A 12,995-nucleotide genomic window follows, 5' to 3' on the forward strand; every position below is an offset into this window, starting at 1 on the left:
TTGCATTTCCGGAGTGTTACCCATGTCCCGGTACACCTGTTACCCATGTCTCCAGTCCATACACGGCGGCAAAGAAAAGTAGGTGCCCCCCCGCACAGGGGGAACGCTAATAGACCACTAACAAAACAAGGAAAGGCCAAAGACAAAAATCAAAGACCAAAGACAAAAAATCAAAACCCTTCCCGCAAAACCTTGCGAATAACCTTCCCAGTAGCCGTCATCGGCAAACTCTCCACAAACCGAATCTCCCTCGGATACTCATGCGCCGCGAGGCGCGTCTTAACGTGCATCTGTATCTCGCGCACCAGCTCCTCATCCCCCACGAACCCGGCCTTCAACACCACAAACGCCACGACAATCTCAGTCCGCGCCGCATCAGGCGCCCCCACCACCGCAGCCATCGACACCGCCGGATGCCGCAACAACGAATCCTCGATCGAGGCCGGCCCGATCCTATACCCCGCGCTCGTAATCACATCGTCGCCACGCCCCACGAAGCGGATAAAACCCTCCGCATCGCATACCCCCAGATCGCCCGTCACCAGATACCGCCCACGGTACTTCTCGCGCGTCGCCGCCTCATTGCCCCAGTACCCCAGAAACATCACCGGATCCGGCGCCTCCACCGCAATGTCCCCTATCGCCCCCGCCGGCAACTCCTGCCCGGCATCGTCGATGATCGCCACACGATGCCCCGGCACCGCACGACCAATCGCGCCAATGCAAGGTTCGAACAACGCGGCACACGACGACACCACCACATTGCACTCGGTCTGCCCATAAAACTCGTTGATCGTCACGCCCAGCGCGCGACGCCCCCACTCGATCAACTCGGCACCCAGCGACTCACCCCCGCTCGCCACCGACCGCAATGCAAGCGGCCAACGCTCGGGCCCGGCAACGCCACGCATCATCTTCAACGCGGTCGGCGGCAAAAACGTATGCGACACAGCATGCCGCGCCATCAGATCGAATGCCGCCTCACCGTCGAACTTCGCAAAGCGGCGCGCCAGCACCGCGACGCCGTGATGCCACGACGGCAGCAACACGTCGAACAACCCGCCAATCCACGCCCAATCGGCCGGCGTCCACATCAACGTCGCGTCCACCGGAAAACCCTGCTGCGACATCTCCACGCCCGGCAGATGCCCAAGCAACACCCGGTGACCATGCAACGCGCCTTTCGGTTTGCCCGTCGTGCCCGAGGTATAAATGATGACCGCCGGATCGTCTGCGCCCGTGTCCACTGGATCGAACGCGGCAGCCGCACCGTTCAGCGCCTGCCAGAAAGACCGCACGGGCGCCCGCTCGTCAGGCTCGTCCGACGCGAGATCCACGCTGAAGACGCTACGCAATGCCGGCAACGCCGCGCGAATTTCGTCTACCTTGTGCACGCCCGCCGTGTCCGTAATCAGCGCGACGGCGCCGCTGTCGCCGAGACGATGCTCGATGGCATCCACCCCGAACAGCGCGAACAACGGCACCGCGACCATGCCGGCCTTATAGGCGGCAAGATGCGCGATGGCCGTTTCGATCGACTGCGACAGAAAGATGCCAATGCGATCGCCTCGCTGCGCACCCGATGCGAGCAACGCATTCGCGAAACGGGCGGACAGTTGCTTCAGATCGTCGAACGTATAGCGCGTGACGCATCCCTCGTGATCCTCGTAGATCAGCGCAAGACGGCCCGAGCCGTCGGCCCATTTATCGCACACGTCCACGCCCATGTTGTAGCGCGCGGGAATCTGCCAGGCGAACTGGCGGCTCAGCGATTCGTAGGTCTGACCTTCGAGGTTCATCGTGTCTCCTTCATGCCGCTGCGACGGCGTTCTCGTGTTTGCTGTGGGGAAGGCCGCCAGTTGCCCTCAATCCGCCGGTTCCTGCAAGCCGGTCGGCGGCTGATAACGCGGAAAGCCGTTGTATTCGAACGTGCGCTCCGCAGCGGGGAGCGGCCACGAATGGCGAGCGTTCGGTACGCCGCCATCGACGCGAATCACACTGCCGTTGATAAACGCGGACGCCTCCGACAACAAAAACACCACGGCGCCCGCCAGTTCGGACTCGGTGCCGAAGCGTTGCAGCGGCACGTTGTGCTTCAACTTGCGTAGCAGCGCCCGGTAGTGCTCGTCGTAACTGTCCATCCCCGCGGAAGCGATCCAGCCAGGCGCGACCGCGTTCACTCTCACGCCCGCGTGGCCCCACTCGCAGGCCGCCGTCTCGGTGAAATTCCAGACGCCGGCGCGTGCGGCGCCGGAATGTCCCATGCCCGGCATGCCGCCCCAGATGTCGGCCAGCATGTTGACGATCGCGCCGCCGTGATGCTGCAGCCATTGCGTATAGCACTCGCGCGACATCAAAAACGTGCCGTGCAGATTGTTGCGCACCACGGCGTCCCAACCGTTCAACGAAATTTTTTCGAGCGGCGCGGGGAATTGTCCGCCCGCGCAGTTGAACAGACCGTCGATGCGGCCCAAATCGCGAATCACCGCCGCAACGGTGTCGCGCACCTGCTGCTCGTTACGGATATCGCAAGGGTAAATACGGTGCGCCGTGGCGGGCGCCGGATGGTCCGCCGTCAGTTCGGCCTGGACGGTGGCGAGTTTGTCCGCGCTGCGGCCCAGCAACGCGACCGTCGCGCCGAGCGCGGCGAGTTCGTGCACGGTGCAACGGCCGAGTCCGCTACCCGCACCGGTCACGACGATAACCTGGCCGGCGAAAAGCCCTTCCCTGAACACCGATCGGTAGCCTTGGGAAATGTTCGATTGACTATGCGACGCGTCGGTCATGCGGGTGTCTCCTTCATGGTCTGCGCTTCGAATTTTTTTGAGTTTAGCTCAGGTCATGAAAAAGCACAGTGCTCGTTTGCAGCGATAAGACGATTTTGTCAGGCTATTCGTCAGATACAGCGCGTCGCCCAATACTTGAGCCCGACTCAAATTTTTCTCCCGCACCGCGGCCGCTGCCGCGCGCCTGCTCCAGCATGAATTCGATGAAGCTCGCCGCCGCCAGCGTGTGATGACGGTTCGGCATGTACAGCATGTACATGTGCGTGCCGAAGATGCTCAGACGCCATTCGTCCAGCGTCGTCACCACGTCGCCGCGCAGCAGGTCGTCCTGCACCACGTAATCGGGCACGAGGCCGACGCCGAGGCCGGCGCGCACGGCCTGACGCAAAAACAGAAAGTTCTCGGAGATGAGCGTCGGTTCGAGCAGCACTTCGTGCCGCTCGTCGCGCAGGTAGGCGGCCACGCGTAATTGCCGGCCGATCACGGCGGCGGTGATCAACGGCGCGGTGCGCAGATCGTCGAGGCGGGTCGGCAAGCCGTGCTCGCGGACGTACGCGGGCGACGCGCAGGCCACGTAACGCACCGGACCCATATCGCGCGCGACGAGGTTTTGCGGCGGCTCGGACATCACCCGCACGGCGATATCGACTTCGTCGCGCATCAGATCTTCGACGCGATTCTCGAACATCACGTCGAGCACGATGCCGGGATAGAGCCGCTTGAAAGCAATCAGCCAGTCCGACATGACGAGCTGGCCATAGCCGCTCGGCACGCTCAACCGCACGCGCCCCTGCAGACTCTGGCCGAGCGTGCTGACCGATTCGCGCGCGGCGAGCAGCGCGTTCTGGATCGTGCGGCCGTGTTCGTAGAGTTGCAGGCCGATTTCGGTGGGCTCGACGCGGCGCGTGGTGCGCCGAACCAGTTGCAGGCCGATCGACCGCTCCAGCTGGTTCAGGTGGTAGCTCACGTTCGCGCGGCTCATCTTGAGGCGGCGGGCGGCGCCGCTCAGGTTGCCGGCGTCGAGTATTTCGACCAGCAAGGTCAGGGAGTTGACGTCCATCGCGGCGCCTTTGTTCAAATCGGCTTGACAGTCTGTCAACGGGAGATGGGATTGTCAATAAACCTTGACGAACCCACAATCGTGCGACATTTGCCGAACCGGCTCGAGCATTCGCCTTAATCCCACATTCAGGAGACGACACCCATGACCGCCCTTCCTTCGGCCGACGTAGTCACGCGCGAGCTGCGCGGCAAAGTCCTGCTGGTCACGCTCGACCATCCGCCCGTCAACGCCCTGTCCGCCGATGTGCGGCGCGGCCTGCTCGACGCGATCGAGGCCGCCGACGCCGATCCGGCCGTCGAAGCGGTGCTGATAGTCGGGGCAGGACGCAACTTCATCGCCGGTGCGGATATTCGCGAGTTCGGCAAACCGCCGGTGCCGCCTTCGCTGCCCGACGTCTGCAACCGGATCGAAGCGTGCGGCAAGCTGGTGGTCGCGGCCATTCACGGCGCGGCGCTCGGCGGCGGCCTCGAAATCGCGCTGTCGGCGCACTACCGGCTCGCGGTCGACGGCGCCAAACTCGGCCTGCCCGAAGTCCAGCTCGGCCTGTTGCCCGGCGCCGGCGGCACGCAGCGTACGCCGCGTCTGATCGGCGCTCAAGCCGCGCTCGACCTGATTCTGAGCGGCCGTCACGCGAGCGCCAAAGAAGCGCTGTCGCTCGGCCTCGTCGACCGGCTGGGCGCGAGTGGCGACACGCTCGCCGAAGGGCTCGCCTACGTGCACGAACTGCTCGCCGGCCGCGCGCCGGTGCGCCGCACGCGCGACGCGACGGCCTTGAGCGACCGCGCGGCCAGCCACGCGGCAGTCGCCGCGGCACGCACTGAAACCGCGAAGAAATCGCGCGGCCTGTTCTCTCCGCTGAAAATCGTCGATGCGGTGGAAGCCGCGATCGACCAGCCTTTCGAAGACGGCTTGCGTCTCGAACGCACGCTGTTCCTGCAATGCCTCGACAGTCCGCAACGCGCCGGTCTGGTCCACGCGTTCTTCGCCGAACGCGAGGTGCTGAAGGCGCCGGAAACACGCGACGCGACACCTCGCGCATTGACAACGCTCGGCGTGGTGGGCGGCGGCACGATGGGCGCCGGCATCGCGGTCGCGGCACTCGACGCGGGCCTGCCGGTGACGATGATCGAACGCGACGACGCGTCGCTCGCTCGCGGGCGCGCGCACATCGAAAAGGTCTACGACGGGCTGATCGCAAAAGGTCGCCTGACCGCCGAGAAGAAAGCCGCCATCATGGCGCGCTGGAGCGGCAGCACGTCTTACGACGCGCTCGCCGACACCGATCTGGTGATCGAAGCCGTGTTCGAAGACATGGCGGTCAAGCAGGCCGTGTTCGCCGAACTCGATCGCGTCTGCAAGCCCGGCGCGGTGCTCGCCACCAACACGTCGTATCTCGACATCGACGGGATCGCGGCGAGCATCTCGCGTCCGGCGGACGTGATCGGCCTGCACTTCTTTTCGCCGGCCAACATCATGAAGCTGCTCGAAGTGGTGGTGCCGAAGCAGGTCAGCGCGGACGTCGTCGCCACGGCGTTCGAGCTCGCCAAGAAGCTGCGCAAGACGCCGGTGCGCGCGGGCGTGTGCGACGGCTTCATCGGCAACCGGGTGCTCGCGGTGTACCGCAGCGCCGCCGACGCGATGATGGAGGACGGCGCGTCGCCGTATCAGATCGACGCGGCCGTGCGCGCGTTCGGCTTCGCGATGGGGCCGTTCCAGGTGGTCGATCTGGCCGGCGGCGACATCGGCTGGGCCTCGCGCAAACGACGCGCGGCCACGCGCAATCCGGCCGCGCGTTATGTGCATATCGCCGACCGTCTGTGCGAGCGCGGCTGGTTCGGCCAGAAGACCGGCCGCGGCTTCTATCTGTACGAGCAAGGTTCGCGCAGCGGCACGCCCGACCCGGAAGTGGAAGCGATCATCGACGCCGAGCGCGAACGCGCCGGCATCACGCCGCGCAGCTTTAGCGACGAAGAGATCATCCGCCGCTACATGGCCGCGATGATCAACGAAGGCGCGAACGTCGTGCACGAAGGCATCGCACTGCGTCCGCTGGATGTGGACGTGACCTTCCTGTACGGCTACGGCTTTCCGCGCTATCGCGGCGGTCCGATGAAATACGCGGACACGGTGGGCTTGCCGACGGTGCTGGCCGACATCCGCGAGTTCGCCAAAGAAGACCCGCTGTTCTGGCAAGCGTCGCCGTTGCTGGTGGATCTCGTCGAGCGCGGCGCCGATTTCGCGAGCCTCAACCGGTCGGCCTGACGCGGCCTTCCGGATGCCGAAGCACACTCACCGGCGGCGGCATGAAACCATGCCGCCGTCTGGCCGACTCCTTACGGACACCCCGCCATGGATCTGAACTTCACCGCCGAAGAAGAAGCGTTCCGCACCGACGTACTCGACTTTCTGCGCGACAAACTCCCGCGACGCCTCGCCGACAAGGTGCAGGGCGGACGCCGTCTGACGCGCGACGACATGGCCGAATGGCATGCGATCCTGCATGCGCAAGGCTGGCTCGCGAATCACTGGCCGCAGCAGTACGGCGGCCCGGGCTGGAACGCCGTGCAGAAATTCATCTTCGAAAACGAATGCGCGCTGGCCGGCGCGCCGCGCGTGGTGCCGTTCGGCGTCAACATGCTCGGCCCGGTGCTGATCAAATACGGCAGCGAGGTGCAGAAACGCCACTGGCTGCCGCGCATTCTCGACGGCTCGGACTGGTGGTGCCAGGGCTATTCGGAACCGGGCGCGGGCTCAGACCTCGCCGCGGTGAATACCACCGCCGTACGCGGCAGCGACGCACAGGGCGAGTACTACCTCGTCAACGGGCAGAAGACGTGGACCACGCTCGGCCACTTCGCGAACATGATCTTTTGCCTCGTGCGCAGCGCAACCGACGTGCGCAAGCAGGAAGGCATCAGCTTCCTGCTCATCGATATGAACACGCCGGGCGTCGAAGTGCGCCCCATCGTCACGCTCGACGGCGAACACGAAGTCAACGAAGTGTTCTTCACGGACGTGCGCGTTCCGGTCGAGAACCTCGTCGGCGAAGAAAACAAAGGCTGGACGTACGCGAAATATCTGCTCACGTATGAGCGCACCAATATCGCGGGCGTCGGTTTCTCGGTGGCCGCTTTCAGGCGGCTCGGCAAGATCGCCGCGCAACAGCAGCGCAACGGCCGGCCGCTCGCGGACGATCCGTCGTTCGCGGCGCGCATGGCGCGCGTCGAGATCGATCTGGAGAACATGCAGACCACCAATCTGCGCGTCATCGCGGCAGTGGCCGGCGGCGGCGTGCCCGGCGCGGAGAGTTCGATGCTGAAAATTCGCGGCACGGAAATCCGTCAGGAGATCTCTTCGCTGACGCGCCGTGCGATGGGCCCGTACGCGCAGCCTTTTATCGAAGCCGCGCTGCACGACGAGCACTATGCGGGCGAACCGATCGGCCCCGACGAAGCGGCGAGCGCTGCTTCGCAATACTTCAACAATCGCAAGCTGTCGATCTTCGGCGGCTCCAACGAAATCCAGAAGAACATCATTTCCAAAATGATCCTGGGACTGTGAAGGAGCGCACGTCATGAATTTCCAGCACACCGAAGACCGCCGCATGCTGGCGGATACGCTGAACCGTTTCGTCAGCGAACAATACGGCTTTGCGACGCGCGAGAGCATCGCGCGCTCGCCCGAAGGTTTTAGCGCAGAACTGTGGGACCGTTTCGCGGAGCTCGGCATCATCGGCGCGTTGTTCGACGAAGCCGACGGCGGTTTTGGCGGCGGCGGTTTCGATATCGCGGTCGTGTTCGAGAGCCTTGGACGCGGACTCGTGGTCGAGCCGTTTCTCGACACGTTGATGGTCGGCCAGGCGCTCGCGCAAAGCGGCAACGCAGAGCAGAAGGCGTCGCTTGCTGGGTTGATCGACGGAACGCGGCGGGTTGCATTCGCTCACGCCGAGCCGGGTGGGCATTACGAACTCGCGCAGGTCGCCACGCGTGCGCAACGCAGCAGCGGGCATGGCGACAAGCATGGCGATTCATGGGTGCTGAACGGCGCGAAGGCCGTGGTCCAGCAAGGCGAAAGCGCGTCGCTGTTTCTGGTGTCGGCGCGCACCGCCGGCGCGGACGACGCCGACACCGGTATCACGCTCTTTCTGGTGCCGGCCGACGCCGCCGGCGTGAGCCTGCGCGGCTATCGAAAGATCGACGGCGGACGCGCCGCGGAACTGAGCCTCGAGAACGTGACGCTCGGCGCGGACGCCCTACTCGGCACGCCGGACACCGGCTTTGCCACGCTCGAATACGCGGTCTGCTGCGGCGTGCTGGCGTTGTGCGCGGAAGCCGTCGGCGCGATGGATATCGCCCGCGACCACACGCTCGAATATCTGCGCACGCGCAAGCAGTTCGGCGTGCCGATCGGCAGCTTCCAGGCGTTGCAACACCGCATGGCGACCTTGCTGCTCGAAATCGAACAGGCCCGCTCGTCGGTCATCAACGCGGCCGCGGCGCTAGGCGGCGAGCGGCGCTCGCGGGAACGCGCGGTATCGGCGGCGAAATACAGCATCGGCAGGATCGGCGCACTGGTCGCGGAGGAATGTATCCAGTTGCACGGCGGAATCGGCATGACGTGGGAATTGCCAATGTCGCACTACGCGAAGCGCCTCGTGATGATCGACCACCAGCTAGGCGACGAAGACCATCATCTCGAACGGTTCATCGCGTTAGGGCACGACTGAGCGAGTGCGCGAAGCCCGCGTTTCACTCACGCGGCTCGCGTAACGTCACCCGCAGGAAGTCGCGCAACGATTGACCATTGTGCGGAAAGCCCGCGCTTTTCAGCCAGATCACCCCGACGTCCATGGTCGGCACCGCATTCACGACCGGGCGCCGCACGATGCGCCCGCCCTCCAGCGACCAAGGCCGGTACACCAGGTCCGACAGAATGGTCACGCCAATGCCCAGCGCCACCATGCTGCGGATACCCTCGATCGATTTGCTCTGGAACGTCACCGACGGCACGAGCCCCCACTGCTCCCAGTAGCGCTGCGCGGTCTGCACGTGTTCGTCCATGTCGAGCATCAGGAATTCCTGGCGCGAGACGTCTTCGAGCGTGACGTTGGCCGTCGCGGCGAGCGGGTGGTCGGGCGCGACCCACAATTGCCGGGCCGAGCGCAGCAGCGTCTCGCCTTCGATATCGTCACGCAGCGCGGCGTTGGAAACGAGCACGATGCCGAGGTCCAGTTCGCCGTCGGCGATCGCCTGCTCGACGTCGACGCGCTCGCGTTCGCTCAGGATCAGTTCCAGGTCGGGAAAGCGCCGCTTCAAACCAAGCCGCAGTGACGGCATCAGATAGGCGGAGATGGTGTCGGTCACGCCGACGCGCAGCGTGCCGGTCAGCGGCACGGGACGCTCGCGCATGTCCTCGCCGGCCTGCCGGGCGGCGGCGTCGATCTGCTGGGCGTGACGCAGAAAGCGCTCACCCGCGTCGCTCAGCCGCAAACCCTTCGCATGGCGGCTGAACAAGGTCGTGCCGAGCGCTTCTTCAAGGCCTTTCAGCGCGATCGTCATCGACGACTGCGAGATATTGCAGCGTAGCGCGGCCTTGGATATCTGCCCCGTCTCGGCTACCGCAATGAAATAGCGCACCTGCCGCAGCGTGAATTCCATTGATTTTCCCAATATCGCGAGTTCTGAATTTTGAATTACCAATAATAATTTGGCCACCCTACGATCGGCTTCAGGCTGGTTTTCAAAGCTATCGAGGATAGTCCGACCCCATGAACCAAAGGGAAATTCCGGCGTATTGCACGCTGTGCCGCTCACGCTGCGGCACGCTCAACACCGTCCGCGACGGCCAGTTGGTCAGCGTGCGGCCGGACACGGCGCATCCCACCGGCACGGCGATGTGCATGAAGGGACGCGCCGCGCCCGAACTCGTTCATAGCCCGCACCGTCTGCGCTATCCGATGCGCCGCACTAACCCCAAAGGTGCGGCCGATCCGGGCTGGCAACGCATTTCGTGGGACGAAGCACTGAACGAGATTGCCGCGCGCCTCGGCGCGATTCGCGTCGAAAGCGGCGCGGAGGCGGTGGCCTTCGCGGTGACGACGCCGAGCGGCACGCCGCTGTCGGACAGCATCGACTGGATCGAGCGCTTCGTCCGCTATTTCGGCAGCCCGAATATCTGCTACGCCACCGAGATCTGCAACTGGCACAAGGACTTCGCACACGCGTTCACGTTCGGTTGCGGGATGCCCACGCCCGACGTCGGGCACGCCGATCTGATCATGCTGTGGGGCCACAATCCGGCCGCCGTGTGGCTTGCGCAGGCCAATGCGGTGGGTGACGGACGCAACCAGGGCGCAAAGCTGCTGGTGGTCGATCCGCGCCCTACCGCACTCGCCAGTCAGGCGGATTGCTGGCTATGCGTGCGGCCCGGCACCGATGCCGCGCTCGCGCTCGGACTCATCCATTTGCTGATCCGCGATGGCCGGTTCGACGAAGCGTTCGTGCGCCGCTGGACCAATGGCGCGGTACTGGTGCGCGAGGACAACGGGCACTTCCTGCGCGAACGCGATCTCGATCCGGCTGCGTGCGAGAACCGCGTGCTCGGTTGGGACGAGGAATCCCAGACCCCGCGAGCGCTGGTCGGAGGCGCACTGCGCGGCGCTTATGACGTTGCGACCGCGCAAGGGCCGGTACGCTGCCATCCCGCATTCGAACTGCTCGCACGCGAAGCCGAGCGCTATACCCCCGACCATGTGTCCACGCTCACCAGCGTCGACCCGGCAAGCCTGCTCGAAGCAGCGCGATTGATCGGCACGTCGCCCCGCATTGCGTATCACGCATGGTCGGGTGTCGCGCAGCACACCAACGCCACGCAGACCGAGCGCGCCATCGCGGTGCTGTACGCGCTCACCGGCTGCTTCGACCAGACCGGCGGCAATCGTCTATACCCGAAGCATCCGGTCAACGCGATCAGCGAGCTGGCGCAACTCGCGCCCGAACAACGGCAGAAAGCACTCGGTCTCGCCGAACGCCCGCTCGGTCCGCCCGCCTATGGCTGGGTGACCGCACGCGACACCTACACTGCGATTCTCGACGGCGAGCCGTACAAGGTGCGCGCGCTATTCGGCTTTGGTGCGAACCCACTGTCGTCGCAGGCGGATACGGCGCTCGCGCGTCGCGCGTTCGAAGCGCTCGAATTCCACGTGCATTGCGATCTGTTCGAAACGCCCACCGCGCGTTATGCCGACATTCTGTTGCCGGTCGGTACGCCGTGGGAACGCGAGGGTTTGCGAGTCGGTTTCGAACTGAACGCGGCGTCGCAGCAACGCGTGCAATTGCGCTCGCGTCTGGTCGAACCGCAGGGGGAAGCGCGCTCGGACAACCAGATCGTATTCGACCTGGCAATGCGCCTCGGAATGCAGGAACAGTTTTTCGGCGGCAGTCTCGAAGCCGGCTGGAATCACATGCTCGCACCGCTCGGCGTCACCGTCGAACAGTTGCGCGCACGCCCCGCCGGCATCGACCTGCCGTTGCCCGTGCGCGAAAAGCGCTACGAGGCCGACGGCTTCGCGACGGAAACAGGTCGCGTCGAACTGTATTCGGAACTGCTGCTGCGGCACGGCCAGCCCGCGTTGCCCAGCTTCGTGGCGCCCGCCGAGGAGCGGCATGGCGGCAGGCGCTTTCCGCTGCTGCTGTCGTCGGCGAAGAATGGGCACTTCTGCCATAGCCAGCATCGCGGCCTCGTCTCGCTGCGCAAGCGCTCGACGCAACCCATGCTCGACATCGCCAGGGCGCTCGGCGAGGCACGCGGCATCGAAGACGGCGATCCGGTGATCGTCACCACGCGCAACGGCTCGGCGCGCTTTACCGCGAGACTCGTCGCGGCCTTGCAGGCCGACACGGTGATCGGCGAGTTCGGCTGGTGGCAGGCGTGTCCGGAAATCGGCGCGCCGGGCTTTCCGCTGGAAGGACCGGGCAATAGTCATTACAACGGATTGATCAGCTCCGAGTACGCCGATCCGACCAGCGGCTCCGTGCCGTTGCGCTCGTTCCGTTGCGAGATCGCGCGCGACCCGTTGTTTCAGATCGCCCGGCGCGCGTGGTCGGGCTGGCGGCCCTTCGTTGTCAGCGAAACGAAACAGCTTGCGGATGGCGTGCTCGGCATTCATTTCACACCCGTCGATGGCGGGGGACTGCCCGATTTTCTGCCCGGCCAGCATGTGTCGATCGAAGTCGAGACCGGGCATGGCGCCGAACCGCTCGCGCGCGCTTACTCGTTGACCGGTTCGGCGCGAGTGGAGAACCGCCGCGAGTACAGCATCGCGGTGCGACATCAGCGTGGCGTGGATGCCGCCGGTGTCGAATGGCAGGGTGCGCTGTCTTCGCATCTGCACCAACGTATCGTCGTGGGCGCACGGGTCGCGTTGCGGGCGCCGGCAGGGCGCTTCACGTTGCCGCTCGAATCGCCGCAGCCGCTCGTGTTCATTGCCGGCGGGATCGGCATTACGCCGTTCATCTGTCAGTTGGAGACGCTCGCGCGCGTCGGTGGCAAGCTGCCGGATATCACGCTGCATTACGCGAACCGCAATGGCGCGAGTCATGCGTTCAGCGAGCGCCTGCAAGCACTGGCCGCGGCACTGCCGGGTCTGAACATCGTCGATTACTACAGCGAACCGCGTGCAGGCGACGCCTGCTATCGCATGGAACGCATCACCGATGCCGTCGTGACCGACACGCAGATCAAACGGCGCGCGCGCGTCTATATGTGCGGCCCCGAACCGATGATGAACGCCGTGCGTGCCGGACTCGTCGCGCGCGGCATGCCGAATTTCGATATTTTTCACGAGGCGTTCCGCTCGCCGGGCACCACGATGCCGGCCGGCGAGCGCAGTCATGCGGTCGTGTTTCGCCGCAGCGGGCGAACCGAACAATGGCATTCTTCGTCTGGCACGCTGCTGGAGTTCGCCGAGCACCTCGGCATCGCGATGCCGAGCGGGTGCCGCGTCGGTCAATGCGAAAGCTGCGCCGTACGCGTGATCGCCGGCAGTGCGATGCATCTGCACGGCGAAGCACCCGACGACCCCGACGTGTTGCTCGGCTGCCAGGCCATCCCCACTTCCGATCTCGAACTCGACGCATAAATCCATC

8 protein-coding genes are annotated in these 12,995 nt (G+C 65.0%); 4 read left to right on the forward strand and 4 right to left on the reverse strand.

Annotation, left to right across the window (positions count from 1 at the left end; all coding sequences use genetic code 11):
* Window positions 1-170: 170 nt before the first annotated feature.
* From FQ746_RS17430 to FQ746_RS17440, 3 genes are all read right to left on the reverse strand, one after another.
* Window positions 171-1,799: an acyl-CoA synthetase gene (locus tag FQ746_RS17430; RefSeq protein WP_144110650.1), complete on the reverse strand. Its 1,629-nt coding sequence runs from the start codon at window positions 1,797-1,799 to the stop codon at window positions 171-173.
* A gap of 66 nt (window positions 1,800-1,865) precedes the next feature.
* Window positions 1,866-2,786 (reverse strand): SDR family oxidoreductase, encoded by a 921-nt coding sequence (locus FQ746_RS17435; RefSeq protein WP_144110651.1) that lies wholly within the window; start codon window positions 2,784-2,786, stop codon window positions 1,866-1,868.
* A 103-nt stretch (window positions 2,787-2,889) separates the two neighbouring features.
* Window positions 2,890-3,846: a LysR family transcriptional regulator gene (locus FQ746_RS17440; RefSeq protein WP_144110653.1), complete on the reverse strand. Its 957-nt coding sequence runs from the start codon at window positions 3,844-3,846 to the stop codon at window positions 2,890-2,892.
* A 144-nt stretch (window positions 3,847-3,990) separates the two neighbouring features.
* Here FQ746_RS17440 and FQ746_RS17445 point away from each other — a divergent pair, with 144 nt between their 5' ends.
* The 3 genes from FQ746_RS17445 (at window position 3,991) to FQ746_RS17455 (ending at window position 8,575) form a co-directional block, all read left to right on the forward strand.
* A complete protein-coding gene (locus FQ746_RS17445; RefSeq protein ID WP_144110656.1) occupies window positions 3,991-6,111 on the forward strand; it encodes a 3-hydroxyacyl-CoA dehydrogenase NAD-binding domain-containing protein in 2,121 nt (706 codons plus the stop codon).
* Between the two features lie 87 nt (window positions 6,112-6,198).
* Window positions 6,199-7,410 carry an acyl-CoA dehydrogenase family protein gene (locus tag FQ746_RS17450; RefSeq protein WP_144110658.1) on the forward strand — a complete coding sequence of 404 codons (1,212 nt, stop codon included), beginning with the start codon at window positions 6,199-6,201 and terminating at the stop codon, window positions 7,408-7,410.
* Window positions 7,411-7,423: 13 nt separating this feature from the next.
* Window positions 7,424-8,575 (forward strand): acyl-CoA dehydrogenase family protein, encoded by a 1,152-nt coding sequence (locus tag FQ746_RS17455; protein ID WP_144110660.1) that lies wholly within the window; start codon window positions 7,424-7,426, stop codon window positions 8,573-8,575.
* A 22-nt stretch (window positions 8,576-8,597) separates the two neighbouring features.
* Here FQ746_RS17455 and FQ746_RS17460 read toward each other — a convergent pair whose 3' ends face one another.
* Window positions 8,598-9,506, reverse strand: coding sequence for a LysR family transcriptional regulator (locus FQ746_RS17460; protein WP_144110661.1), 909 nt, complete (start codon window positions 9,504-9,506; stop codon window positions 8,598-8,600).
* A 110-nt stretch (window positions 9,507-9,616) separates the two neighbouring features.
* On the opposite strand from FQ746_RS17460, the gene FQ746_RS17465 reads away from it, so the two are divergent.
* Window positions 9,617-12,988 carry a molybdopterin-dependent oxidoreductase gene (locus FQ746_RS17465; RefSeq protein WP_144110663.1) on the forward strand — a complete coding sequence of 1,124 codons (3,372 nt, stop codon included), beginning with the start codon at window positions 9,617-9,619 and terminating at the stop codon, window positions 12,986-12,988.
* The last annotated feature ends 7 nt before the right edge of the window (window positions 12,989-12,995 follow it).

The sequence above is a fragment of the Paraburkholderia sp. BCC1886 genome (assembly GCF_900996245.1).
GTDB lineage: Bacteria > Pseudomonadota > Gammaproteobacteria > Burkholderiales > Burkholderiaceae > Paraburkholderia.